We start from the raw sequence: 22,995 nt of genomic DNA, 5'->3' as shown, positions 1-22,995 counted from the left end.
GCGCCCAGCACCCCAACCGCCCTACCCCAACCCCGCGCCCCGCCCCAACCCCGCGCCCCGCCCACCGCCGGCCTGCCCACCGCGCGGACCGCGTTCCCGTCCTGGCGACTCGACGCGCGCCGGGCCGTGCGTCGACGCGTAGTCGATCCACGCCTGGTCGACGTCGCCGATCAAGGTCTCCCACCCGGACCAGGCGCCGTTGTAGGTCGGGTAGCGCAGGTACTCCATGACCCGCCGGTTCGCGTCGCCGCCGTAGGCCAGCGCGGTCGCGTACAGGTCGTCGACGTACCGCAGGTAGTCGTCCACGGGTGAGCCGCTCCCGCCGATGTTCTCCGGGCCGACGCCCGGGTCGTTGCCCCGGCGGACGTCGCGGTCGAGCGCGAAGACGTCGCCGCCCGCGTCGAAGTCGAACTCCTTGATCTGGTTGAACGACCAGTTCGCGGGCAGCGGGAAGCCCAGGTTGCCGGAGAAGCCCCACGACATGCCGGACACGAACGAGTACCGCGCGAACGCCTGGTCGCTGACCTGCGCGCACACGTTGCGCGAACCGTAGACACCGGCGACGTACCGCTTGCCGCGCGTGCCCAGACCGGCCTGGATGCCCTGGAAGTACGGGATGACGTGGCTCGCGATCTGCTCGCCGGTGGCGTCGTAGTCGACCGCGAAGTAGATCACCGTGCCCCGGTTGAAGCCGTAGCCGACGGCCCGGTCGTGCGCGCGCAGCGCGTGGTCGTAGCCGTTGGACCAGGTGAAGTCGTCGACGGTGTCGGCGGCGTACTGCGAGATGGGGAACACGCGCAAGCCACCGGCGAAGATGGCGTCCAGCTCGCCGGGCTGGATCTCCTTGTCGAGCGTGCTCCACGGGTCTTCGTCCAGGTAGCGGCCGACCACCTCGTAGCCCGCCGCCTTCAGCGCCCGCGCCCGGGGGACGCTGATGTGGAACCGGGTGTCGCTCGCGCTCGCGGGCCGGTCCGGGTCGCCGGTCGACACCAGCAGCTGCGCCCACGTGGCGTAGTCGCCGATGCCGGTGCGGGTGAGGGCGGAGAAGTCCTGGAACCTGTTCACGAAGTCGCCCAGCGCCGCGTCCCAGCCGGAGGTGAACGCGGCGAACACGCCGCCGACGCCGCCGTTGAACACGCACGCGGCGCTGAACAGCCGCACCCAGGCCACCGGGGAACCGGGCCGCACGGTGTTGTTGCGCAGGCCGTTCTGGGTGCCCGGTCCGAAGTGGCCGGTGGCCTGGTCCTCCGGGATGCCGATCTGGTACTGGATGGCCCGCATCAGGGCGATCTGCACGTCCCGCGTGAAGTGGCCGTCGCACGGGATGACGAAGAACGTCGACTTGGTGATGTAGGTGGCGTTGAGCCACCGCTGGACGTCCCGCACCTCGACCCGCCCGCCGGACAGCAGCACGTAGGCGTCCATGTTGAGGATCGCCTTGAAGATCTTGGGCTGGATGTAGCCGTCGGAGGTGAACCCGATGTTGCTCTTGAGGTCGCGCACCGCCTCGTACAGGCCGTTGTCGTAGCCGCCGTTCGACGTGTCGCCCGCCGAATAGCCCTTGCAGAACAGGCCGTACTTCGCGATTCGCACGATGTTCGGCTTGGTGTAGCCGGGGCTGACGTCGCCCCGCTCGGCGAGTTTCGCCAACGTGGTCGGGCCGAACGAGTCGGAAAGCGCCGTGATGCCGAGTTCGTGCTGGAGCGCGCGGGTCAGGGAGAACATGACCGCCCAGCCGGTCACCCCGGTTTCCGCACATCGCTCGTAGCCGGGCACCGAGCCGTAGGTCGAGTTCACCCAGCGCTGCGCTTCGAGCACCTTCGGGTCCGCCATCGTCCGTGTCCCCCGGGATCGTTCGAAGGGTCCGCCACCCGCTGTCCGGGCACGCATCGCTCCCGCAGGTGGGACAACGGACACCGACGTCCCGATCGACCCCACTCCCCTTCGCGCAATTACCGGAAAGCATTCGGAAACGGTGGCCGCCAAATGCCGTGCAGCACCGCGCCGAACACTTCGGAAATCAGGAGGAGCAGCGAATCGACCTCACCTCACCGGCCCCGTCGCACCGCCCCCTCGGCAGCGAGAACGAAGCTAACCAGGCCCGGAAGAAGCGTCAACGACCACGTTCGCGCTTTCACATCTCCTTCACCCGCAGGCCCGCCGCCGCCACCACGGACGGCGCGAGCGCGTCGGCGATGAGCGCGTAACCGGCGGGCGAGGGGTGGAAGCGGTCCGCGGAGAACAGGGTCGGGTCGGTGGCGAACCGGTCGGACAGGTCGGGCCCGGCCGCCGCCACCACGCCGCCGGCGCGGACCACCGCGTCGGCCTGCGCACGCGCGTAGAGGCCGCTGGCCTGTGACACGAAAGCTCGGTACGCGGGCGGGACGTGCGAGACGACACCGAGGTCCGGAGCCGTCGCCACCACGACCTGCGCGCCCGCGCGGCGCAGGCCGAGCACGGCGTCGTGCAGCAGTCCCGCGCCCACCGCCGGCGGCGTGAACGACGTGAGGTCGTTCGCCCCGATCACGACCAGCGCGACGTCGACGCCCGTCCGCACCGCCGCGCGCACCTGCGCGTCCAGCCCGGAGGACCGCGCGCCGGACACCGCGTGCACGCCGAGGTCGACGCGGTGCCCCGCCGAGCGGAGCACCGCCGCCAACCGCTCGCCCAACGTCTCCTCGGGCCGACCGCACCCCACGCCGGCGGCCAGCGAGTCACCCAGGACGCGGAACCGCAGTCGTCCGGTCATCTCACCGCCGCCGACGTCCGGACCGGGTGCTCGCGCGCGGTCACGTGCACGCGGCGGTGAGGTTGGCGACCTTGGTGGCCTTGTCCTCGAGCCACGCGGCCGGCTGGAGGACGAGGTCTTCCAGCGTCACCGCTCGCAGCGTCGTGGCCATGGCGGTGATGGCCTCGTTGACCGTCGTGTCGGCGGCGTTCGCGGCCAACGCGCTGAGGCTGTCCGCCGCGGAGTGCGCCTGCTCGACGGCCTGCTCCGGGCTGGTGGTGTCGAAGGCGGTGGTGGCCTGCGCCAACGCCTCCGTGCACACCTGGACCGTGGCCGCGGTGTCGGCGACGGCCCCGGCTGCCTGCGAGGCTTCCTGGAGCGTGCCGCAGGCGGTCAGCGCGGTGACGGCGGCGATCGTGGTGACGGCGGCGGCTAGACGGGCAGTGGCGCGCATGGCGTGCTCCTCCGGCTCAGTTCCCGAACCAGAGGTCTCCCCGACCGCCAACCGCGGCGGCGCCGTGACCGGACCGCTGCGGAGCGGCCGTAATGACGATCACGGGCAGAGTGGGTACTCCCCTCTGCCACCAGGATGCCGGTCCGACCGCACGAAGGTCAAAGTGACACAGGTAACGCCGCAATTCCGCGACGGAACGCAACCTGTCGGCTCGCCGGACCACCTTGCTCGTCGGGTTCCCGCGCGCACCGCGGCTGCGCCCGTTCGGCGTGGTCGCGCCCGAACGGGCGAGGCCGCCGTGAAAGCTCAGTGCGCGAAGGTCCAGCGGGTGGCGCCGTGCGGTTCCACGACGGCCACGCCGACGGCGCTGTGCAGGGTGAGGCGGTACAGGTGCCAGGGCGCGGGGCCGGCGCTCGGCGCGTTGTACGGAGCGGTGAACGCGTCGCCCTCCGCGGTGGCCGGCCAGCCGCCCTCGCGGTAGACGGCCGCGATCCGTTCCAGCACTCCGGTGTCGGTGACGCGGTGCGCCTCGCCCTCCATCACGAGGTCGATGCCGCGCAGCCGCACGGAGATGCTGCACGCCGGGTTCACGGCCAGGTTGCGCGACTTGCGCGTGCCCGGTCCGCTGACGAAGTACAGGGCGTCGTCCACCCAGATGGCTCCGACACCCGCGGTGTGCGGCCGTCCGTCGGGCCGCACGGTGGCGACGAAGAACGTGAGGTCGGCCGTCGGCGTGTCGGCGGCCAGGACGTCGCGCGGACGGCTCCACGGCAGTTCGGCGTGCCCGTAGCGGTCGAGGTTGTGGGTCGTGGTCGGCTCGGTCATGGTGTTCGTCATACCCGAGCGACGAACGGGCAGCCCCCGTCTCGACACCCGAGCCGGAAGAATCCGGCGGGTTTCACACCATCGTGCGATCGAGGAAGTCGGTGATCAGCGGGGCGATCTCGGGCAGCCGGTCCTCCAGGGCGAAGTGGCCCGTGTCGAGCAGGTGGAGCGCGGCGTCCGGCACGTCGCGCAGGTACGCCCGCGCGCCCGCCTCGGTGAAGAACGGGTCGTTCACGCCCCACACGATCAGCGTCGGCGGGCGGTGCTCGCGCAGCCACGCCTGCCAGTCCGGGTAGGCCGCGACGTTGCGGTGGTAGTCGTAGGCCAGCGCGAGCTGCGCCTGCTTGCGGCCGGGCTGGTCCAGGAACAACTGGTCGAGCAGCCACCCCTCCGGCGCGACCAGGGCGGGATCGGCCGTGCCGCCCTCGTACTGGCCGCGGGTCGCGTCGAGCGTGAGCAGGTCCATGATCGTCCGCTCGTCGTCGGGCGAGTCCGGCGTGACGGCGATGAAGTCGCGCGCCGGCCCCGACAACCCCTCGGCGTAGGCGTTGCCGTTCTGCACGACCAGCCCGGCGATCCGGTCCGGGTGGCGCAGCGCGAGCCGGAAGCCGACCGGCGCGCCGAAGTCGAACAGGTACAGCGCGAAGCGGGTCAGTCCCAGGCGGTCGACGAAGCCCTCGACGACCTCGGCGAGCCGGTCGAACGAGTAGGTGAACCCGTCGGGCGCTCGGGTGTGGCCGAAGCCGGGGTAGTCGGGCGCGATGAGCCGGTAACGCGTGCCGAGCGCGTCGATGAGCCGGCGGAACTGGTGCGAAGCGGACGGGAAACCGTGCAGCAGCAGGAGGACCGGCGCGTCGGCGCGGTCCGGCAGCGACTCCCGGTAGAAGACCTCGACCCCGTCCACGTCGACGTGGCGGTGGGCGACCCGAGCGAGCATGTCACATGCCTCCTTGGCGTGATGATGCGTTAGGTATAGCCGGGAGCGACCTAATGGGTCAAGCGGGCTTGATAGCATTAGCACCATGAGTGACACCGGCCCGCTCACCGGCGAGCACCTGGCCATCGACCTCGTCAACACCCGCCCGGCGACCGAGGACGGTCGCGCCGACCTGCTCGACACCCCGGAGCGGCTGGCCGCGTGGCTGGCCCTGGAACCCGCGCTCCAGGCGGAAGCGGGTGGCGCCACCCCCACGGCGGCCGACCTGGCCGCGGTGCGCGCGGTGCGGGAGCACGTCGACGCCGCCGTCCACGCGCTGCGGCACGGGAACCGGCCGCCGAAGGCCGCCCTGCGCGGCCTGACCGAGGCGGCACGCGCGGCGCCGGCGGTGCGCGAACTGGACTGGGACGGCGCCGCCGTCACCGCGACACCCCGGCGCGCGGGCCGGCTCGGCGTCCGACTGGCCGCCCGCCTGGCCGAAGCAGCCGCCGACCTGCTCACCGACCCGGCGATCGGCACCCTCAGGAAGTGCGAGGCCGACGACTGCGTGATGGTCTTCCTGCCCGCGCACCCGCGTCGGCGCTGGTGCTCGCCGGCGCGTTGCGGCAACCGCGCCCGCGTCGCCCGCTACTACCAGCGCCACAAGGGCCGCACGTCGTCGTGATGCCGAAGCGAGCCGTTGCGGCCGGGTCCGGCGCGGGTTAACTTGGAACGATCATTCCAAGATGGCGAGGCGGACATGCCGGACGTGAAGCACTTCGACCCCGAGGCGGTGCTCGACTCGGCGGAGGAGCTCTTCTGGCGACGGGGCGTGTCGACGACCGGCGTGCAGGACATCGTGTCGGCGACCGGCGTCAACCGGTCCAGCCTGTACTCGACGTTCGGCGGCAAGCGGGAGCTCTACGTCGCCGCGTTGCGCCGCTACGCCGAGCGCCGTTCGGGGCCGGTCTTCCAGCGGCTCGCCGAGGACGAGCGGGGGCTGCCGGCGATCGCGGACTTCTTCCGCGGGCTGATCGGGGCCCGCTGCGCCGGCGAGCACGCCCGGTGGGGCTGCATGGTCACCAACGCGCACGCCGGCGCGGAGCACGACGACCCGGACGTCCAAGCGGTCCTGCACGAACACCACGACCGGTTGCGGGCGGCGATGTGCGCGGCGCTGGAACGCGCGCGGGCCGCCGGCGCGCTGCGGCCCGGCGTGGTGCCCGAAACGTCGGCCGACGTCCTCGCGCTGCTGGCCTACGGGGTGAACGTGCGCTCGCGCGCGGGCGCGACCCCGGGAGCGCTGGGCGACACCGTCACGGCCGTGCTCGACTCACTGGCGAACCGACCCGAGGAGATCCGCTGACATGGTGCAGTTCACCGTTCACGACGAGACCACCGCGCCCGAGGAAGCCCGCGCCCACCTGGAGGCGGGCAAGCGCCGGCTGGGTTTCGTCAGCACGCTCAACGGCGTGATGGCGGAGTCGCCGGAGCTGCTGGCCGGCTACAACGCCCTGGCCGAGCAGTTCGGCAAGTCCTCGCTGTCCGGGCCGGCGAAGCACGTCGTGTGGATCACCACCAGCGTCCTGAACGGCTGCGAGTACTGCGTGGCCGCGCACTCCACGATCGCGCTCAAGTCCGGTGTGGACGAGGGGACCGTGCAGGCCCTGCGCGCCGGCAAGCCGGTGTCGGACAACGCGTTGGAGGCCGTCCGCAGGCTCACGGAGCGGATCGTCACCGACCGGGGTTGGGTGGGCGACCAGGACGTCGAGGAGTTCCTGGCCGCGGGCCACACCCGGCGTCAGGTGCTGGACGTGATCCTCGGCGTCGGGATGAAGACGTTGTCCAACTACACCAACCACATCGCGCACACCCCGCTCGACCCGGCCTGGCAGGCGCAGGAGTGGAAGCGGGACCGGGTCTAGCAAACGACTCCGCGCTCGGTGGGGCGGGCCGCCCTCGGGCGGGCGGAGTGTGCGCGCCGCCGGGCGGGGGCACGGGTACGCGGGCACAGCCCGGGGATGCGGGCGGGGCCAGGGTGTCAGCGGCGCCGGGCCGCACCGGGGGAACTGAGGCGCACGGGCGGGTCCCGTTGCACCGGCGCGACTGGGGTGCGCGCCGGCGGGACCGGGTGTGCCGGTGGGGTCGGGTGTGAGTCCGGCCCCACCGGCGCGTCAGCGCCCCGCCGGGAGCACGAGCCCGCCGACCGGCAGACCGCGTGAGGCGGGAGCGACCGATGGCGAGACGGGCGTGGCCGACGCCGTTCCCGCGTAGCAGTCGGGCCGTCCGTGCCGGATGTCGGGCACGTCGTCGACCAGCTGCCAACCGAGGAGGGACAGCGCGTCGGCCGGCCGTGAGCGGCCGTCTCCGCCCTTGTCGCAGAACGTCCGCTTGGTGATGACGTCCTGTCGCAGCACCACCGCGTTCCGGCTGCCCTCCTCCAACAGGGACAGGTCGTGATCACCGGATTCGAGCACCCAGCCCACGTGCCGCCCGTCCCGGGTTTCGACCCGCTCCAGCGGCACCCACGACGGGGTGCCGTAGTTCGGCGCGGCCAGCACCGCCAGCACCACCACCGCCGCACCCGAACCGCGGTAGAGGCGGCGGCACGCCTGGCGGACGGGCGAGGGCAGCGGCAGCACGGCCCCGGCCACCCGGCCCACGACGTAGACGGTCCACAAGACCACCACACCGACGCCGACGTACAGCGGGAAGGCGAGGACGACGACCGCCAGGGCGCCGAGCGCCGGCCACACCAGCCGGGTGCGGCCGGCGTCCGGGCGTTCGGCGAAGCGCGGGGTCGTCCAGCTCACCACCACCCACGGCGCGAGCACCGAGACGGACATGAACACGCTGAACGCGACGGTCGCGAAGTCCACGCCCCTGAGCACCGCGGGCAGCACGTGCACGTCGTACCTGACCCAGGCGAACAGGCTGAACGCCGCGAGCAGCACCGACCCGATCGTGACCAGCAAGGCGGCCGTCTCCAGTCGGGCGACCCAGGACTGAGCGCGATCCATGCCGCATTCTTCGGCCGGCCCACCGGCGGCGGCAATCGCCGACCCGGACCTTCAGCCGTTCGTGCCGCCCACGGACGCCGCCGCTACGGCAACGCCGGACCCAGGTACGGGAGCTCCGTGCCCGCCGCCACGGTCACCGGCACCTCGTCGCACAGCGCCGTCGCCACGGTCAGCAGCACGTTCTGCCGCGCCGCGACCGGGGCGGTGATGTCCTGGTTCATCCCGACCGACGCCTGGCGGCCCAGGTCGGCCGTGTGCAGGCTCCACGTGTTGTAGCCGGGCACGTCACCGCCGTGGCCCCACCAGTCCTCCCCGCCGCACGGGCTGGACAGGTGCATCAGGCCGAGGCCGTAGCCGAACGGTTCGAGCGCGCCCGGCCGCGCGTCGCGCATCTGCGCCAGCAGGTCGGCCGGCAGCAGGCGCCCGCCCAGCAGCGCGCCGAAGAACCGGTTCAGGTCGTCCGCGGAGCTGACCACGTTCCCGGACGCCCACAGCCGCGACCACACGTAGGTCGTCACGTCGGTCAACGGCGCCTGCTCGCCGTAGATCTGCTCGTAGCCGTGCGCCGCCGGGAACGGCAGGAAGGGCTGGTAGCTCGGGAACGACGTGTCCCGCAGGCCCAGCGGCCGGAAGACGCGCCGCTCCAGCTCACCGGCCAGCGAACGGCCCGTGATCCGCTCGACCAGCAGACCGAGCACCGTGTAGCCGGTGTTGGAGTAGGAGAAGCCGGTGCCGGGCGCGAACAGCAGCGGCACGCCGTCGGTCGCGAGCCGCACCAGCTCGGTCGGCTCGAAGCTCTCCCACCGCGTCGTGTCCACCTCTTCGATCGTCTGCCAGTGCGCGATGTCGCGCGGCACGCCGCTGGTGTGCCCGAGCAGCTGGCGGACGGTGATCGGCTCGGGGTACGGCAGCAGGCCGGGCAGGTGGTCGGCGATCGGGTCGTCCAGCCCGAGCCGCCCCTCGCCGACGAGCTGCAGCACCACCGTGGCCACGAACGACTTGGTCACGCTCGCGACCCGGAACCGGCCGCGCGGGTCGGGCGCCCGCCCCGTGCGCAGGTCGCCGACGCCGGCCGAACCGCGCCAGGCCACCGCGCCGTCCACGACGGCCGCGTACGAACCGGGCACGCCCGCCGCCACCACCTGCGCCAACGCCTCCCGCACCGGCGAGTCCGCGCTCGCGCGAGCACCGGACACCGACCCGGCGACGAGCGCCGCCACCACCCCGACCACGACACCTGCGCGCTTGATCCCCATGACGCCAGCGTGCCCGAACCTCCCCCCGGCCGGCCACCGGGTTCAGACGTGGCCCCGCAACCGGGACCAGGCCAGCACGACGTGGACCCGGTCGGGCACGCCGAGCTTGCCGAGGACGTTGGAGACGTGCACCTTCACCGTGTAGCGGCTGATGGCCAGGCGCCGCGCGATGTCGTCGTTGGCCAAGCCCTCCGCGATCAGCTCGCACACCTGCCGTTCCCGGGGTGACAGCCCTCGCACGGCCTGGAGCAGCGCCCGGTCCTCGGCGGTCGGCGTGGCGGGCCGGAACGCCGAGATCATCCGGGCGGTGGCCTCGGGAGCCAGCACCGCCTGCCCGGAGGCGACGACGCGGATCCCGTCGCGCAGGCGTTCGCTGGGCGCGTCCTTGAGCAGGAAGCCGCTGGCGCCGGCCTGGAGCGCCGCGTAGACGTAGCTGTCCAGGTCGTAGGTCGTGAGGATGAGGACCTTGGTCCGGCCCGCGATCCGGCGGGTCGCCTCGATCCCGTCGAGGACCGGCATCCGGATGTCCATCAGCACGACGTCGGGCGCGTGCCGGTCGACCGCCGACACCGCCTGGCCGCCGTCCGCCGCGACACCGACCACCTCCAGGTCGGGCGCCGCGTCGATGAGCTTGGTCAACGCCTCGCGGAGCAGCTGCTCGTCATCGCAGACGACTACGCGGAGCACGTCGCGCTCCGAGCCGGGAAGCGCGCCCGCACCTCGAACCCGCCGTCCACGCCCGGACCGGCGGTCAACGTGCCGCCGACCAGCTCGACGCGTTCCCGCATGCCGATCAGCCCCAGTCCCGTCCCGGCACGTCGGGTCACCGCCGACCTCCCGTTCGACACCACGACCGACAGGTGGTCGGACGCGTAGGTCAGGGACACGGTCGTGGCGACCGGCCCGGCGTGCTTGATCACGTTGGTCAGGGCCTCCTGGACCACCCGGTAGGCGGCGTGCTCGATGCTGGCGTCCAGCGGGCCCGGGTTGCCCTCGCGGACCACCGCGACCCGCGGACCGCTGCCGGGCATGCCGTCGACCAGCTCGTCGAGCCGGTCGAGGCCGGGCGGCACGGCCAGCGGGTCGTGATCGGCGTCGGACAGGCTCCGGCGCAGGATGCCGAGCAGCCGGCGCAGCTCCCCGAGGGAGTTGCGCCCGGTCCGCGCGATGCGGTGCAGGGTCTCCCGCGACTCCTCGGGCGTTCCGGTCTCCGCCGCCGCGGTCGCGTCGAGCACCATCGCCGTGACCGCGTGGTTCAGGATGTCGTGCAACTCCCTTGCCAGCAGGGCGCGTTCGCGTGCCGCCGCGCGCCACTCGATCTCGGCGCGCTCGGCCTCCAGCTCGCGGATCCGCGTCCGCTGCCGGCCGCCGAGCCACCCGCTCAGCAGGAAACCGACGAACATCACCGCCACCGACGCGATCCCGATCACGGCGAACCCCGCCGGCGCGCCGCCGCTGATGCTGAGGACCATCCCGACCGCCAACGTCGTCAGGGCGATCGCGAGCCCGACGCGTTGCTGCACCGGCCTGCCCCACGTGCCGAGCGCCGACGCCGCCACCAGGAACGCGACGAAGATCTCCGCGTCGACGGCGACGAGCACGCCCTCCAGGCCCATCACGACCAGCAGCACGGTCAGCGGGAACCGGCGGCGCCACGCCAATGCCACGGACTGCGCCGAGGCCACGCCCAGGACGGTCCACACCGATCCCTCGTCCGGACCGTCCAGGACCAGCAACCACGCCACCATCAACGGCAGCAGGACCAGCAGGCCGTCGCTCAGTCGTTCCAGGCCTGCACGGCCGACCGCCGGACCTTCAGCCACCGCCGCGCCAGGAACACCAGCGCCACCGCCCACGGGGTCATGCCGACCGCCCAGCTCAGCGCCGCCGGCGGCCCCGGCTTCGGCCCCGCCGCGACCGGCAGCGTCGCGGTCGAGGTCCCGTCCGGTCCGTGCACGGTGAACTCGAAGCGCCACCAGCCCTCCTCGGGTAGTGCGACGACGTCCAGACCCCACGCGTGCCGTGCCAGCGGGTGCCGCTGCAGCGTCATGTCGGCCTCACCGTCGAGGCCCACGATGCCCAGGGCCGTCGGTTCCCCGGACGGCGTGATCGCCCGCAGGGTGCCGGAGCGCCCCTCGATCCCCCGGCGGGCTCGAACGTGAAGTCTAGCGACCGCCCGGCGCGCACCGGCCAGTCCGTGAACGAGGCGGTCAGCGTGCCGGCGCCCAGCGAGACCTGCTCGCTGTGCACGAGGGTGAGCGTCGACGCCCCCGCGGTCGCACCGGGCGCGGCCACCAGCACCACCGCGGCGGCCGCCGCACCGAACAGGGATCGGAACCTCATCACGCCTCCCTCGGAGCGAGCCGGCGCATCAGCGCGGCCGACTGCCAGCCGAACCTGCCGGCGACCGCACCGAGCGCCGTGACGAGCAGCGCCGCGAGCAGCGGGTTCGTGCCGACCTCGTCGAGGAGGAGCTGGGAGATCACCACGGTCAGCCCGATCACCGCGCCCAGCACCGCCATCGCGACGTTCGGCGAGATGCCGCGACGGCGGGCGAACGCCACCGCGGCCGCGCCGACCACCGCCATGAGCGGGAACACCAGCGGCATCGCCAGGGCGAGCAGCGGCACGCCCAGCGCGTTGTCCCGCAGCGGCTGACCGATGCTCTCGGAGTACCACCGGGTGGCGAACGGCGGGAAGAAGAACGTCGCCGCGTGCACGGCCACGAACAGCAGCCCGAGCGCCGCCACCCACCACCCGCTGCGGGTGATCCCCGCGACGGCGCACAAGGTCCACGCGGCCACCGCGCTGCCGCCGAGCACGGTCAGGCTGACGCCGAACGCGTCGCCGTCGAGCATGATCGAGCCGGCCGCGACGCCGAACGCGCCGGCCGCCGCCAGGCCCCACCGACCGGACCTCGTGTCGCGCAACGCGGCGAAGGCCATGACCACCGCGACCGCCTGCACCTGCATCGCCAGTTGCAGGCTCAGGTGCGACGGCGTGCTGTCCAGCAGGTCGAACCCGTAGACGGTGTGCCACCACAGGTCGGTCGCCCCGTACAGCAGGTGCCCCGCCGCGCCGAGCCCGGCGACCAGGAACGCCGCCGGCGCGCGGAAGCCCAGCACCGGCACGCCCGGTCCCGCCGTCGCCCCGCGGCTCGGCAGCACCACCGCGAGGCTGGTCAGGCCGATCAGCGCGGAGCCGAAGTAGAACATCAGGTGCGGCGCGGTGAAGAAGGTGTCCGGGCCGACGTCGACGTGCCACTGCCCGTCCCACCCCACCCCGAGCCACAACGAGCAGAACCCGGTCAGCAACAGCCAAGAGCCGATCACTTGTCGCTTCGGTAGCACCACGACTCCTCATCCCACGGTGATGTCGAAGGTCACGATCTCGTCGTCGGCCCGCACGGTCAGCACCCACGGGCCGGTCATGGCGAAGAGCTCGCCGGTGGCCCGGAAGAGGCCAGGCCGTTCTCGTTCCGCGACGACTTCCGGGGTCATGTGCCCCATCCGGGGCATCGTCGCGTAGAGCGACACCGCGGCCACGTCCGCGGGGACTTCCACTTGCGCCGCAACGGTTCCGGTGCCCGCCCGGTCCAGCAGCACGGTCACGTCGTCGTGGCCGAGCCGGACCGGGGCCGCGTCGGGCGAGGACGTGAACGCCAACGCGGCGACCGCGACGACGGCCACGACCGCGGCGGCCACGAGGAGGACCGGCCGCCTCATCGCGTGTCACCGACCTCGACCACGTACGGGACCGTCACGACCCGGAAGTCCTCGGCGTACTGGAGCCACGCGAAGTACCGGCCCGGTCGGGGGAAGCTCACCGTGAAGCGGAGCACCGGGCCGTGCCCGGCCACCGTGCCGTCCGAGGAGGTCGACGTGGAGCCCTGCTCGTGCACGTGGCCCAGGAAGCCGCCCGCCTCGTCGCGGACGATCAGGTGTCCCGCCATGCCCAGCCACGACTGCAGGCCGGTGCTGCCGGTGTCGACCTCGATGGTGGCGGGACGGCCGGGCGGGAACGTCCACGTGGCCGGTCCGGGCGGCTCGTCCGCAGCGACCGCGCCGATCTCCTCCGCTCCGGCCCCGACCGTGCCCACCCCGACCGTGCCGACCTCGTCCGCGCCGATCCCGCCCGCGCCGGTCCCGTCCGCGCCGACCTCGAACGTGCCGGAGACCAACTGGCCACCCGCGTCCGTGCGCTCGAACTCGGTGTGCGCGAGGTACCCGCCGGGCCGGTCGGCGGCCAACCGGACCTCGACCCGTCCCGGAGCCGTCCGCAGCGGGTGGAGGTGGCGGAAGAAGCCGCCGTCCCTGCTGGTGACGACCAGGTGCGCGAGGGCGTCGTGGTGCGCCGCGAGGTCGTCCACCGGCAGTCCGGTCGAACCGTCGACCAGGTCGAACCGCAGGGTGAACTCCTCGCCCACGGCCGGTCGGGCCGGCGTGGTGGACAGGAACGCCTGCGCGTTGGGACGTCCCGCGTCCCGCTGCTCCGCGCCGAGTCCCGGCGACATGACCCCGACCGTCGCCGCGACGACCGCCGCCACCACGCCGACCCCGCCGAGCGCGAGCGCCGCCGTCCGCCGGGACCCGGCGCCCGCGACCAGTGCCGCGGTCAGCGACAACCCGGTGGCCCCGAAACCGCCGTACACCACCAGTTCCCAGGTGGCGGGCTTCGGCACCCGGACGAGGAACGGCAGGGCCGACGACTCGGCGGCCGCGGTCAACCGGAGTTCGTGCGCCCCGGTCTCCCGGACGTCCAGCACGACCGGGTAAGTGCCGGCGCGATCGGGTCGCAGCAGGACCTCGCCCGCGCTGTCCCCCACCGCGATGTCGATCGCGAGGTCGCGGACCGGGTGGTGCGCGACTAGGTCGACGTGCAGCGGACCCGGCACCCGCGGCGTCCGCCTGATCACGACCGTGAGCTCGACCCCACCGATCGTCTGCGCCAACCGGACGTCGGAGTCGGCGCCGACCACGTGCGCCGCCGCGGGCGTGGCGGTGACCAGCAGTGCGACCGAGATGCCCAGGAACCAACGGATGAACACGACATCGACGTTAGGAACCGGGCAACGGCGGCACATAAGGCGCGGGTAGCGACTCCGCTAGTGCCGGAGAACTACTCCCGGCGCCACGGGTGCGTGGTCACGTCAGCGAGTCGTTGTCGAGCGGTCCCCGGACGTGGCCACCCCGTTCGACGCGGGCCGTCCGCTCCCGCCGCGTTCGCGGCGCTCAGTCGAGGCAGAACTCGTTGCCCTCGATGTCCTGCATCACGATGCACGACTCCTCGACACCGTCGGCGAGCATCGTCCGCACGTGCGCCGCGCCGAGTCCGGTCAGCCGGGCGCACTCGGCCTCGAGCGTGGCGAGGCGCTCCGCACCGACGAGCCCGGTACCGGCCCGCACGCAGAGGTGCACCCGGTTCTTCACGACCTTGCCCTCGGGAACGCGCTGGAAGAACAGCCGCGGGCCGACACCCGTGGGGTCGACGCAGGCGAACGCCGCGCCCTGGCTCTCGGGAGGCAGCGAGCGGTCGTAATCGGCCCAGGTGGCGAAACCCTCGGGCGCCGGCGGCACGACGTACCCCAGCACCTCGCACCAGAAGCGGGCCACGCGCTCGGGCTCCGCGCAGTCGAAGGTGACCTGGAACTGCTTGACCGACACCATGGGCCCACCATAGTTGCGGGTCCGGAGGCCGTCGCACGGCGGTGGGCTCGGCCGCGCCGGCCCACCGCCGCTCCCCGCTACGGCATCACCATCGGCTGGTCCAGGACCCACAACCAGGACCCGTCCGGCTGGCGACGGGCGACCTCGACGGTCATCTCACCGCTGGTCAGCGTGGACATCGTGAGCGCAAGGTCACCGCTGACCAGCGCCTCGTGCTGCCGCCCCGGCGTGAGCACGGGCGCGGCGGCGACGAACTGCTCGTACACCTTGCGGATCTCCGCGTGCCCGGTCGCGAGGTTCCCCGGCGGGAACGCCAGCACGGCGTCCGGCTCGTACAGCGCCACCAGTCCGTCGACGTCGCCCGCGTTGCCCCGCTCGATGAAGTACTTGCCCAGGTCGTTCGGCTCGGCGGCCGCGTTCTTGCTTGTCATGCGGCTAAGCCTCCAACCAATACACGACAACCTGTGTCATGTATTCCGGTAAAGTTCTCCCATGCGCGCCGACCGGTTGGTCTCGCTGGTGCTGCTGCTGCGCCGGCACGGTCGGCTGTCCGCGACGGCGCTGGCCCGTGAGCTGGAGGTGTCCACCCGGACCGTGCTGCGGGACATCGAGGCGCTGTCGGCGGCCGGCGTCCCGGTCTACGCCGAACGCGGCCGGCACGGCGGTTTCACGCTGCTGCCCGGTTTCCAGACCGAGCTCACCGGGCTCAACCACGACGAGGCGCTCGCGCTGCTGGTCGCCGGGTCTCGGCGCGGCGCGCAGGCGTTCGGCCTCGGCGCCGCGCTCGCCTCGGCCATGCGCAAGGTCGTCGACGCGCTGCCCGAGAGCTACCGGGCCACCGCGGCCGGCGCGGCCGAGCGACTGCTCATCGACCCGGGGACCGACCTGCTGTCACGCCGGGTGGTCGCCGAGGAGGTGCCGGACGCGGTGGTCGCCGAGGTCCGGCGCGCGGTGTTCGCCGGGCACAAGCTGCGCATCCGCTACGCGGCCGTGGACCAGGAGGCGAAGTGGCGGACGGTCGACCCGATCGGCCTGGTCACGGTCCGCGAGCAGGGTTACCTGCTGGCCACGAGGTCCGGCGAGGACCGCACCTACCGGCTGTCCCGGATCGAGGCCGCCGAGGAGCTCGCCGAACCCGCGCAGCGACCGGACCGGGTCGACCTCGACCGGGCCTGGCAGGAGCGCGGCACGCGGTTCCGGGCGGGCGGCGACCAGGTGACCGTGCTGGTGCTGCTGAACCCGGCGCGGCGGGAGGAGCTGGTGGGCACCGCGCTGGCCGTCCTCGCCGAGGACGTCGACGCGGACGGCCGGCTGCGGATGGAGGTGACCTTCCAGGACGCCTGGCACGCCGAGTGGGCGCTGTGGCGGCTCGCCACGAACGCGGAAGCCCTGGCGCCGCAGTGGCTGCGCATTACCCTGCACGACCGCGCCGTCGCGATCGCGACCCGCTACGGAGCGCCGTCCTGAGGGACGTCGTCCTGGCGAGCGCCCTCCTGCGGGGCGACCTCGCGAGCACTGTCCTGAGAGGCGACGGCCTCGCGAGCGCCGTCCTGAGGGGCGGCCTCGGGCGATCCGGCGATCAGCCGGGTGACGAGGGCGCGGTAGGCGTCCTTCATCGGCAGCTCGTGTTCGATGTGGACGCGGCGGCGGGTGGTGGTGACCTCGACCCCGCGCACCGGATCGCGGCCGGAGCGGGTGTGGTCCTCCCACCACAGGCCGATGCCGCGGCGTTGCCAGGCGGGCAGGTCGTCGAAGTTGATCCCGTGCTGGTACAGCAGCTCGTTCTTCGCCGAGGTGGTCGTCCCTTCCAGGCGCCGGGTGGCCTCCCGGCGGGACGCGCCGGCCTTGCGCAGGGTCCAGTAGCACCAGCCGTTGAGCGCGCAGCGGGTGGCGTCGGCCTGCCGCCAGGACACGTAGTCGACCACGTCACCCACGCCCGCGCCGAGCCAGATCCGGCTGTCGAAGTGCGCGGGCTCGCCGGCGGCGTGGGTGAACGCGGCCGAGGCCACCCCGGCGGAGATCGACACGACCTTCTCCACACCGCGCCCGAACATGTCGTGGCGCGGGTCGAGCACGATCGAGATCTCGTCGCTCTCGGTGTAGGCGTAGCGCGCGCCGAACTCGGTCAGCAGCGCCTGCGCGGTCTCCACCATGAGCCGGGAGAAGCGCGCGTCGAACGGCTTGTCGAACCGCTCCTCGGTGAACCGGGAGAACCCGCGCCCGTCCACCCGCACGACCACCCACATCCCGGCCGGCGCCGTCAACCCGTGGAACCACTCCCTGGCGCGCTGCCCGGATTCGAGGTCGGCCCACCGCATCGTCACTCCTCCAGGGGTTGGACGTCGAACCCGCCGCGGCCGTCGAACCGCACGATCGACAACTCGTCGAACCCGTCGGCGCGCCGCGGCCGCCGCAGGCGCTTTACGGTCGCATAAAGCCCCACGTCGGGCACCCTGGTTTTGTCGTCCCTGGCGGCGTTGCGGGCCATCGACGCGGTGAGATCCGGCGGGAACCAGTATCCGACGATCCGCGCGCCGCGCGCCCGACCGGCCGCGATGAGCGGCGCCCATTCCTCGGCCGACGGATTGGTGTTGTCGACCGCGACGTCGAGCCCGGCGTCGAGCGCCTCGCCGATCAGCCGCAACTGCCTCGCCTGGCGTCGCCGCGCATTAGGGAACGCGTCCTTGCTGACGTGCGCGTGCGTGCCCGCCAGGACGGTGCGGTAGAAAGTCGTCTTCCCCGCCGCCTGAAGTCCGATCAAGATCGCGACCTCGGTCACCGGGCAATGGTAGGCGGCCCGCGCGCCGCGCCCGATAGCCGACCTCATTAACTGTCCACAGTGGACATATGCTATCGGTATTCCGCACCAGTTGCTCCCATCGGAGGGATACCGCGGCAACCACTTGGCGTCCGATGAAGTCCCGTGATAAAGATTCCAGACCCTGCTGACGCACTGGTATCCGGCAGCTCGCCCGCACCAGAGGAATTGATGGACCAACAAACACTCGCGGTGGCGTTCTGGTTCCTGCTCGCCATCGTGCTGATCGTCGTGTTCCTGCTGGTACGCCAACAGCGGACGACCCGGGCGTTACGCCTGCGGGCCGAGGAGGCGGAGGCCCGGGAGCGGATCCGGGCCGAGGAGGAGCGACACCTGGTCGACGCCCGGCTGCCCGCCCTGGCGGAGTCGCTGAACCACCGGCCCGTCGAGGTGCCCGGCCCGAGGCACCCGCGGGTGGCCGAGGCGCACGAGCCGGTGTTCGCCCTGTTCACCGACTCGGTCCGGCAGGCGAGCGCCCGTGGCGAGCAGTCGGCCCGCGCCACGCTCAAGTCCATGATGCGCGCGGTGCAGAGCCTGTCCAACGAGCAGCAGGTCGCGATCTCCGCGATGCAGGACCGGCACGACGACCCGGACGTGCTGGCCGGCCTGATGCGGATCGACCACATGAACTCCCAGCTCAACCGCCGGGCGCAGGCCACCGCCGTGCTCTGCGGCTCCTGGCCCGGGCAGCAGCGGTCGGCGTCCTCGTTGACCGACGTGGCGCGCGGCGCCACCTCCCGGATCCGCGACTACCTCCGGATCAACGTGCCCGCCGAGTCCGACGTCGCGGTGGTCAGCCGCGCGGTCGAGCCGGTCGTGCTGGCCGTGGCCGAGCTGCTCGACAACGCCGCCCGGCACTCGCCGCCCAACACCAGCGTCGAGGTCAACTTCCAGCAGGCGCACAACGGCATGGCCGTGATGATCGACGACGGCGGCGTCGGCATGACCGTCGAGGAGCTGCAGCGCGCGGCCCGGCTGCTGGCCGGCGACGGCGGCAACGACGTCAACCGGCTCGGCGACCCGCCGCAGGTCGGCTTCGCGGTCGTCGGCGTGCTGGCCAAGCGCTACGGCTTCCGCGTCTCGGTGGACACGCGCTCCCCGTACGGCGGTGTGCGCGCGGTCGTGTTCCTGCCGACCGAGCTGCTCACCCGCGTCAGCAAGCCGACCATGCCCGACAACGCCGTGGCGCTGCCGCCCGAGCGGCGACCCGTCCCGCCCGTCGACCGCGCCGAGCCCGAGCGCACCCCCGGTGGCCTGCCCCGACGTCGGCGGACGCAGACCGCCGAGCAGGGCGCGCCGTCATCGACGCCGGCCGTCCCGGCGCCGGCCGAGCAGCGGATCGCGACCGGGCTGGCCGCCTGGAAACGCGGCACCGACTCGGGCCGGGCCACCACGCCGCCGCCTGTCGCTGAAGGGAACACCCAGGGATGAACAACGCATTGGGTTGGATGCTCGACGACGCCCTGAAGATGCCGGAGACGCGGCACGCCGTCCTGCTCTCGGCCGACGGGCTGCTGATGGCGCACTCCGCCGGCATCGACCGGGACGACGCGGAGCGGCACGCCGCCGCGATGTCGGCGCTGCAGGCGCTGGCCCGCGCCACCGCCGAGTTCTGCGGGCAGACCAGCGAGCAGTGGCAGCAGACGGTCAGCGAGTTCGTCGGCGGCTACGTCTTCCTGGCCGCCGCCGGTCCGGGCGCGTACCTGGCCGTGTCGGCGACCGAGCGGGTGGACATGGAGGCGGTCTCGTTCCGGATCCAGGAGCTCGTGCAGCGGCTGGGCAAGGAACTCACCAGCCCGCCGCGGCAGGACGCGGGCAGCCCGGCGTGAGCGGCGAGAAGCGCCTGCGGGGGCTGGTGCGGCCGTACGTCGTGACCGGCGGACGGGCGCACGCCAGCCGCAACACCTTCGACGCGGTCACGGTCGTGATCGCCACCCGCGAGCAGGTCTCCGGGCTGTCGCCGGAGAAGAAGCGGCTGATGGAGCTCTGCCGCGGCGGCGCGCTGTCGGTGGCCGAGATCGCCGCTCACCTCTCGCTGCCGATGAGCGTGACCAAGGTGCTGCTGTCCGACCTGGTCGACAGCGGGCACATCGCGACGCACGCCGCGGTCTCGCACGCCGCCCGCCCGAACATGGAGCTGCTGAAGGAGGTGCTCGATGGCCTCCGCGCTCGCCTCTGACGGCGTCTACCTGCGCGACACCGTGCGCACGGCGGTGAAACTGCTGGTCGTCGGCCCGTTCGCGGTCGGGAAGACCACCTTCGTGGGCACCCTCTCGGAGATCCGCCCGCTGCGCACCGAGGAGACGATGACGCAGGCCGGCGCCCTGGTCGACGACCTCGCCGGGGTGGACGAGAAGAACACCACCACGGTCGCGCTGGACTTCGGCCGGCTGACGCTCACCGACGAGCTGGTGCTCTACCTGTTCGGCGCGCCGGGCCAGCAGCGGTTCACCCGGATCTGGAAGGACATCGCCCACGGCGCGCTCGGTGCGCTCGTGCTCACCGACACCCGCCGCCTGGAGCAGTCGTTCGAGGTGATGAGCCTGCTGGAGGAGCTCGGCATCCCGTACGCGGTGGCCGTCAACGCCTTCGACGGCGCGCCCGCGTTCCCCGGCGAGGAGCTCCGGGACGCCTTGGACCTGCTGCCCGGGACACCGCTGATGTTCTGCGACGCCCGCGACGCCACCTCGTCCACGCAGGCGCTCGTCTCCCTCGTCGAGTACCTGTTAACCCGCAACCAGGAGAACGCGTGACCTCGCAAGCCGCCCCCGGGCAGGCATGTCCCGCACACCACGGCCGGACGCCCCTGCACGGCCCCGACTTCGCCGCCGACCCGGCCGCCACCTACCGGGCCCTGCGCGAGCACGGGCCGGTCGCGCCCGTCGAGCTGGCGCCCGGTGTGCCCGCCCACCTCGTCGTCGGTTACGCCGCGGCCCTGGACGTCCTGCGCAACCCCAGCGCGTTCCCGCGCGACCCCCGCCGCTGGCAGGCGAAGATGCCGCCGGACTCCCCCGTGCTGCCGATGATGATGTACCGCCCGAACGCCCTGTTCACCGACGGCGCCCAGCACGCGCGGCTGCGCGCCGCGGTCACCGACAGCCTGAGCCGGGTCGACCCGAACGCGCTGCGCGGCCAGGTCGAGCAGACCGCGGACCTGCTGATCGCGAGGTTCGCCGGCAAGGGCGAGGCCGACCTGCGCGGCGAGTACGCGAAGCTGCTGCCGCTGATGATGTTCAACCACCTCTACGGCTGCCCGCCGGAGCTCGGTGACCGGCTGCTCAAGGCCATGAGCTCCATCTTCGACATGGTCGACCCGGAGCAGGCCAACGCCGAGCTGACGCAGTGCATGGTGGAGCTGGTCGCGCTCAAGCGGCAGCGGCCCGGCCACGACATGCCCTCGTGGATGATGGCCCACCCGGCCCGGCTGACCGACGAGGAGCTGATCCACCAGCTCGTCCTGCTCATGGGCGCGGGCACCGAGCCCGAGCAGAACCTGATCGCCAACGGCATCCGGCTGCTGCTGGCCGACGACCGGTTCGCGGGCGACCTCTCCGGCGGCAGCCTGCCGGTCGAGGAGGCGCTCGACGAGGTGCTGTGGACCGACCCGCCGATGGCGAACTACTCGGCGAGCTACCCGCTCGAGGACACCGACTTCGCCGGTGTCCGGCTGCCCGCCGCCGAGCCGGTGGTGATCAGCTTCGCGGCGGCCAACAACGACCCCGCGCTGGTCGGCCAGCAGCGCTCGGGCAACCGGGCGCACCTCGCCTGGAGCGCGGGCGTGCACGCCTGCCCGGCGCAGCAACCGGCCCGGCTGATCGCGTCGGTGGCGATGGAGAAGATCCTCGACGCCCTGCCCGACATGCGCCTGGCGGTCCCCGTCGACGAGCTGGTCTGGCGGCCGGGCCCGTTCCACCGCGCGCTCAGCGCGCTCCCCGTGCGTTTCACCCCGGTAGCCGTGCCCGTCCAGCCCGACGAGTCACCTGGAGAGCCCCGTTGGAACGTGCAGCCGAACCCATCGTCCTCGACCCCACCGGCCGTGACCTCCACGCCGAGTCCGCAGCCATCGCCGCGCGAGGGCCGGCGACCCTGGTGGAGCTCCCTGGCCAGGTTCCTGCGTGGTCGGTGACCAGCCAGCAGACCCTGCGCGACCTGCTCGGCGACCCCCGCGTCTCGAAGGACGCCCGGCAGCACTGGCCCGCGTTCGGCACCGGTGAGATCTCCGAGGACTGGCCGCTGCACCTGTGGGTCTCGGTGCAGAACATGTTCACCGCGTACGGGGGCGAGCACCGTCGCCTGCGCTCGCTGGTGTCCAAGGCGTTCACGGCGCGGCGCGTGGCGGCGATGCGGCCGTGGATCGAGCGGATCACCGACCGGCTGCTGGACGAGCTCGACGCGGCGGAGCAGCCGGTCGACCTGCGGGAGCGGTACGCCTACCCGATCCCGATCGAGGTCATCTGCCAGCTGTTCGGCGTGCCCGCCGAGGCGCGGTCGGAGCTGCGGACGGTGGTCGACGGCGTCTTCGACACCACGATCACCGCCGCGGCGGCGCAGGCGAACGCCGTGCAGCTGTACGGGATCATGCACGAGCTGGTCGCGGCGAAGCGGGAGAACCCCGGTGACGACCTGGCCAGCGGCCTGATCGCGGTGCGCGAGGACGACGGCTCGAAGCTGGAGGAAGCCGAGCTCGTCGACACCCTGATCCTGGTGATCTCGGCGGGCTACGAGACCACCGTGAACCTGCTCGACCAGGCGATCACCGCCCTGCTGACCCACCCGGAGCAGCTGGCCGCGGTCCGCGCGGGCACGAGCGGCTGGGCGGACGTGATCGAGGAGACCCTGCGCTGGCAGGCGCCGATCGCGAACCTGCCCCTGCGGTACGCCGTGGAGGACATCGAGCTCGGTGACGGTGTCGTCATCCGCCAGGGCGAGGCGATCCTGGCGGCCTACGCGGCGGCGGGCCGGGACAGATCGGTGCACGGCGAGACCGCCGACCGGTTCGACGTCACCAGGGCCGACAAGACCCACCTGGCGTTCGGCCACGGCGTCCACTACTGCCTGGGCTCACCCCTGGCGCGGATGGAGGCGGAGATCGCCCTGCCGGCCCTGTTCGCCCGGTTCCCGGGGATGGAGCTGGCGGTGGCGCCGCACGAGCTGGAGCCGGGCCAGTCGTTCATCTCCAACGGTCACCGCTCCTTGCCCGTGCGGCTGAAGTAGCGCGGCGGGGGGGGGGGGGGGGGGGGGGGGGGGGGGGGGGGGGGGGGGGGGGGGGGGGGGGGGGGGGGGGGGGGGGGGGGGGGGGGGGGGGGGGGGGG

At 72.9% G+C, this 22,995-nt stretch carries 27 protein-coding genes; 10 read left to right on the top strand and 17 right to left on the bottom strand.

What is annotated here, in order from left to right; all coding sequences use genetic code 11:
* Positions 1 to 21: 21 nt before the first annotated feature.
* The 5 genes from ACZ7GX_RS40240 to ACZ7GX_RS40220 all read right to left on the bottom strand — a co-directional run bounded on the left by ACZ7GX_RS40240 (position 22) and on the right by ACZ7GX_RS40220 (position 4,944).
* The gene (locus ACZ7GX_RS40240; protein ID WP_498785102.1) at positions 22 to 1,833 is read right to left on the bottom strand and encodes a glycoside hydrolase domain-containing protein; all 1,812 of its coding nucleotides are present in this window, start codon (positions 1,831 to 1,833) and stop codon (positions 22 to 24) included.
* Positions 1,834 to 2,134: 301 nt separating this feature from the next.
* Positions 2,135 to 2,749: an SGNH/GDSL hydrolase family protein gene (locus tag ACZ7GX_RS40235; RefSeq protein WP_498785100.1), complete on the bottom strand. Its 615-nt coding sequence runs from the start codon at positions 2,747 to 2,749 to the stop codon at positions 2,135 to 2,137.
* Positions 2,750 to 2,789: 40 nt separating this feature from the next.
* Positions 2,790 to 3,182: a bacteriophage spanin2 family protein gene (locus ACZ7GX_RS40230; RefSeq protein WP_498785098.1), complete on the bottom strand. Its 393-nt coding sequence runs from the start codon at positions 3,180 to 3,182 to the stop codon at positions 2,790 to 2,792.
* A 306-nt stretch (positions 3,183 to 3,488) separates the two neighbouring features.
* On the bottom strand, positions 3,489 to 4,007 hold the full coding sequence (locus tag ACZ7GX_RS40225; RefSeq protein ID WP_498785096.1) for a pyridoxamine 5'-phosphate oxidase family protein: 519 nt from the start codon (positions 4,005 to 4,007) through the stop codon (positions 3,489 to 3,491).
* Between the two features lie 73 nt (positions 4,008 to 4,080).
* Positions 4,081 to 4,944 carry an alpha/beta fold hydrolase gene (locus ACZ7GX_RS40220; RefSeq protein WP_498785094.1) on the bottom strand — a complete coding sequence of 288 codons (864 nt, stop codon included), beginning with the start codon at positions 4,942 to 4,944 and terminating at the stop codon, positions 4,081 to 4,083.
* Between the two features lie 85 nt (positions 4,945 to 5,029).
* Between ACZ7GX_RS40220 and ACZ7GX_RS40215 the strand changes: the two genes are divergently transcribed.
* From ACZ7GX_RS40215 to ACZ7GX_RS40205, 3 genes are all read left to right on the top strand, one after another.
* On the top strand, positions 5,030 to 5,608 hold the full coding sequence (locus ACZ7GX_RS40215; RefSeq protein WP_498785092.1) for a CGNR zinc finger domain-containing protein: 579 nt from the start codon (positions 5,030 to 5,032) through the stop codon (positions 5,606 to 5,608).
* Between the two features lie 75 nt (positions 5,609 to 5,683).
* Entirely contained in the window at positions 5,684 to 6,289 is a 606-nt protein-coding gene (locus tag ACZ7GX_RS40210; RefSeq protein WP_498785089.1) for a TetR/AcrR family transcriptional regulator, read from the top strand.
* 1 nt (position 6,290) lies between these two features.
* A complete protein-coding gene (locus ACZ7GX_RS40205; RefSeq protein ID WP_498785087.1) occupies positions 6,291 to 6,848 on the top strand; it encodes a carboxymuconolactone decarboxylase family protein in 558 nt (185 codons plus the stop codon).
* A gap of 249 nt (positions 6,849 to 7,097) precedes the next feature.
* Here ACZ7GX_RS40205 and ACZ7GX_RS40200 read toward each other — a convergent pair whose 3' ends face one another.
* The 10 genes from ACZ7GX_RS40200 to ACZ7GX_RS40155 all read right to left on the bottom strand — a co-directional run bounded on the left by ACZ7GX_RS40200 (position 7,098) and on the right by ACZ7GX_RS40155 (position 15,296).
* Positions 7,098 to 7,943, bottom strand: coding sequence for a hypothetical protein (locus tag ACZ7GX_RS40200; protein WP_498785085.1), 846 nt, complete (start codon positions 7,941 to 7,943; stop codon positions 7,098 to 7,100).
* A gap of 83 nt (positions 7,944 to 8,026) precedes the next feature.
* Positions 8,027 to 9,199, bottom strand: a complete 1,173-nt coding sequence (locus tag ACZ7GX_RS40195) for a serine hydrolase domain-containing protein (protein ID WP_498785083.1) — start codon at positions 9,197 to 9,199, stop codon at positions 8,027 to 8,029.
* 42 nt (positions 9,200 to 9,241) lie between these two features.
* Complete coding sequence (locus ACZ7GX_RS40190; protein ID WP_498785081.1) at positions 9,242 to 9,886, bottom strand: response regulator; 645 nt, start codon at positions 9,884 to 9,886, stop codon at positions 9,242 to 9,244.
* Positions 9,874 to 11,022: a sensor histidine kinase gene (locus ACZ7GX_RS40185; RefSeq protein WP_498785079.1), complete on the bottom strand. Its 1,149-nt coding sequence runs from the start codon at positions 11,020 to 11,022 to the stop codon at positions 9,874 to 9,876. Before ACZ7GX_RS40185 ends, ACZ7GX_RS40190 begins: the two co-directional genes overlap by 13 nt.
* A complete protein-coding gene (locus tag ACZ7GX_RS40180; RefSeq protein ID WP_498785077.1) occupies positions 10,977 to 11,249 on the bottom strand; it encodes a hypothetical protein in 273 nt (90 codons plus the stop codon). Before ACZ7GX_RS40180 ends, ACZ7GX_RS40185 begins: the two co-directional genes overlap by 46 nt.
* 292 nt (positions 11,250 to 11,541) lie before the next feature.
* A complete protein-coding gene (locus tag ACZ7GX_RS40175; RefSeq protein WP_498785075.1) occupies positions 11,542 to 12,531 on the bottom strand; it encodes a hypothetical protein in 990 nt (329 codons plus the stop codon).
* A 27-nt stretch (positions 12,532 to 12,558) separates the two neighbouring features.
* Complete coding sequence (locus tag ACZ7GX_RS40170; protein WP_498785073.1) at positions 12,559 to 12,924, bottom strand: hypothetical protein; 366 nt, start codon at positions 12,922 to 12,924, stop codon at positions 12,559 to 12,561.
* Entirely contained in the window at positions 12,921 to 14,246 is a 1,326-nt protein-coding gene (locus tag ACZ7GX_RS40165; protein WP_498785071.1) for a DUF8832 domain-containing protein, read from the bottom strand. The genes ACZ7GX_RS40170 and ACZ7GX_RS40165 overlap by 4 nt, the downstream gene beginning before the upstream one ends.
* Before the next feature lie 184 nt (positions 14,247 to 14,430).
* On the bottom strand, positions 14,431 to 14,865 hold the full coding sequence (locus tag ACZ7GX_RS40160; RefSeq protein WP_498785069.1) for a VOC family protein: 435 nt from the start codon (positions 14,863 to 14,865) through the stop codon (positions 14,431 to 14,433).
* 77 nt (positions 14,866 to 14,942) lie between these two features.
* Positions 14,943 to 15,296 (bottom strand): YybH family protein, encoded by a 354-nt coding sequence (locus ACZ7GX_RS40155; RefSeq protein WP_498785067.1) that lies wholly within the window; start codon positions 15,294 to 15,296, stop codon positions 14,943 to 14,945.
* 61 nt (positions 15,297 to 15,357) lie between these two features.
* On the opposite strand from ACZ7GX_RS40155, the gene ACZ7GX_RS40150 reads away from it, so the two are divergent.
* On the top strand, positions 15,358 to 16,332 hold the full coding sequence (locus ACZ7GX_RS40150; protein ID WP_498785065.1) for a helix-turn-helix transcriptional regulator: 975 nt from the start codon (positions 15,358 to 15,360) through the stop codon (positions 16,330 to 16,332).
* Here the strand turns inward: ACZ7GX_RS40150 and ACZ7GX_RS40145 are convergent.
* Together ACZ7GX_RS40145 and ACZ7GX_RS40140 are read right to left on the bottom strand one after the other, a co-directional pair.
* Positions 16,314 to 17,183, bottom strand: coding sequence for a tRNA(His) guanylyltransferase Thg1 family protein (locus ACZ7GX_RS40145; protein WP_498785063.1), 870 nt, complete (start codon positions 17,181 to 17,183; stop codon positions 16,314 to 16,316). The genes ACZ7GX_RS40150 and ACZ7GX_RS40145 overlap by 19 nt on opposite strands.
* 2 nt (positions 17,184 to 17,185) lie before the next feature.
* A complete protein-coding gene (locus ACZ7GX_RS40140) occupies positions 17,186 to 17,644 on the bottom strand; it encodes an AAA family ATPase (protein WP_498785061.1) in 459 nt (152 codons plus the stop codon).
* Between the two features lie 210 nt (positions 17,645 to 17,854).
* On the opposite strand from ACZ7GX_RS40140, the gene ACZ7GX_RS40135 reads away from it, so the two are divergent.
* The 6 genes from ACZ7GX_RS40135 to ACZ7GX_RS40110 are packed head-to-tail and all read left to right on the top strand — an operon-like array spanning position 17,855 to position 22,897.
* Positions 17,855 to 19,114, top strand: coding sequence for an ATP-binding protein (locus tag ACZ7GX_RS40135; protein WP_498785059.1), 1,260 nt, complete (start codon positions 17,855 to 17,857; stop codon positions 19,112 to 19,114).
* Entirely contained in the window at positions 19,111 to 19,512 is a 402-nt protein-coding gene (locus ACZ7GX_RS40130) for a roadblock/LC7 domain-containing protein (protein WP_498785057.1), read from the top strand. The genes ACZ7GX_RS40135 and ACZ7GX_RS40130 overlap by 4 nt, the downstream gene beginning before the upstream one ends.
* The gene (locus ACZ7GX_RS40125) at positions 19,509 to 19,862 is read left to right on the top strand and encodes a DUF742 domain-containing protein (RefSeq protein ID WP_498785055.1); all 354 of its coding nucleotides are present in this window, start codon (positions 19,509 to 19,511) and stop codon (positions 19,860 to 19,862) included. The genes ACZ7GX_RS40130 and ACZ7GX_RS40125 overlap by 4 nt, the downstream gene beginning before the upstream one ends.
* Positions 19,840 to 20,436, top strand: coding sequence for a GTP-binding protein (locus ACZ7GX_RS40120; RefSeq protein WP_498785053.1), 597 nt, complete (start codon positions 19,840 to 19,842; stop codon positions 20,434 to 20,436). Before ACZ7GX_RS40125 ends, ACZ7GX_RS40120 begins: the two co-directional genes overlap by 23 nt.
* The gene (locus tag ACZ7GX_RS40115; protein ID WP_498785051.1) at positions 20,433 to 21,809 is read left to right on the top strand and encodes a cytochrome P450; all 1,377 of its coding nucleotides are present in this window, start codon (positions 20,433 to 20,435) and stop codon (positions 21,807 to 21,809) included. The genes ACZ7GX_RS40120 and ACZ7GX_RS40115 overlap by 4 nt, the downstream gene beginning before the upstream one ends.
* Positions 21,746 to 22,897 carry a cytochrome P450 family protein gene (locus tag ACZ7GX_RS40110; RefSeq protein ID WP_498785135.1) on the top strand — a complete coding sequence of 384 codons (1,152 nt, stop codon included), beginning with the start codon at positions 21,746 to 21,748 and terminating at the stop codon, positions 22,895 to 22,897. The genes ACZ7GX_RS40115 and ACZ7GX_RS40110 overlap by 64 nt, the downstream gene beginning before the upstream one ends.
* Positions 22,898 to 22,995: the final 98 nt, after the last annotated feature.

It is taken from the genome of Actinosynnema sp. NPDC037264 (assembly GCF_055603705.1).
The sequence above is the reverse complement of the archived record's forward strand: the minus strand, read 5'-3'. Positions and strand labels throughout refer to the sequence as shown.

Coding starts and splice junctions, on each gene's coding strand:
- ACZ7GX_RS40240 (WP_498785102.1), bottom strand. CDS start 1,833: ATGGCGGACCCGAAGGTGCTCGAAGCGCAGCGCTGGGTGAACTCGACC.
- ACZ7GX_RS40235 (WP_498785100.1), bottom strand. CDS start 2,749: ATGACCGGACGACTGCGGTTCCGCGTCCTGGGTGACTCGCTGGCCGCC.
- ACZ7GX_RS40230 (WP_498785098.1), bottom strand. CDS start 3,182: ATGCGCGCCACTGCCCGTCTAGCCGCCGCCGTCACCACGATCGCCGCC.
- ACZ7GX_RS40225 (WP_498785096.1), bottom strand. CDS start 4,007: ATGACCGAGCCGACCACGACCCACAACCTCGACCGCTACGGGCACGCC.
- ACZ7GX_RS40220 (WP_498785094.1), bottom strand. CDS start 4,944: ATGCTCGCTCGGGTCGCCCACCGCCACGTCGACGTGGACGGGGTCGAG.
- ACZ7GX_RS40215 (WP_498785092.1), top strand. CDS start 5,030: ATGAGTGACACCGGCCCGCTCACCGGCGAGCACCTGGCCATCGACCTC.
- ACZ7GX_RS40210 (WP_498785089.1), top strand. CDS start 5,684: ATGCCGGACGTGAAGCACTTCGACCCCGAGGCGGTGCTCGACTCGGCG.
- ACZ7GX_RS40205 (WP_498785087.1), top strand. CDS start 6,291: ATGGTGCAGTTCACCGTTCACGACGAGACCACCGCGCCCGAGGAAGCC.
- ACZ7GX_RS40200 (WP_498785085.1), bottom strand. CDS start 7,943: ATGGATCGCGCTCAGTCCTGGGTCGCCCGACTGGAGACGGCCGCCTTG.
- ACZ7GX_RS40195 (WP_498785083.1), bottom strand. CDS start 9,199: ATGGGGATCAAGCGCGCAGGTGTCGTGGTCGGGGTGGTGGCGGCGCTC.
- ACZ7GX_RS40180 (WP_498785077.1), bottom strand. CDS start 11,249: ATGACGCTGCAGCGGCACCCGCTGGCACGGCACGCGTGGGGTCTGGAC.
- ACZ7GX_RS40170 (WP_498785073.1), bottom strand. CDS start 12,924: ATGAGGCGGCCGGTCCTCCTCGTGGCCGCCGCGGTCGTGGCCGTCGTC.
- ACZ7GX_RS40160 (WP_498785069.1), bottom strand. CDS start 14,865: ATGGTGTCGGTCAAGCAGTTCCAGGTCACCTTCGACTGCGCGGAGCCC.
- ACZ7GX_RS40155 (WP_498785067.1), bottom strand. CDS start 15,296: ATGACAAGCAAGAACGCGGCCGCCGAGCCGAACGACCTGGGCAAGTAC.
- ACZ7GX_RS40150 (WP_498785065.1), top strand. CDS start 15,358: ATGCGCGCCGACCGGTTGGTCTCGCTGGTGCTGCTGCTGCGCCGGCAC.
- ACZ7GX_RS40145 (WP_498785063.1), bottom strand. CDS start 17,183: ATGCGGTGGGCCGACCTCGAATCCGGGCAGCGCGCCAGGGAGTGGTTC.
- ACZ7GX_RS40135 (WP_498785059.1), top strand. CDS start 17,855: ATGGACCAACAAACACTCGCGGTGGCGTTCTGGTTCCTGCTCGCCATC.
- ACZ7GX_RS40130 (WP_498785057.1), top strand. CDS start 19,111: ATGAACAACGCATTGGGTTGGATGCTCGACGACGCCCTGAAGATGCCG.
- ACZ7GX_RS40120 (WP_498785053.1), top strand. CDS start 19,840: ATGGCCTCCGCGCTCGCCTCTGACGGCGTCTACCTGCGCGACACCGTG.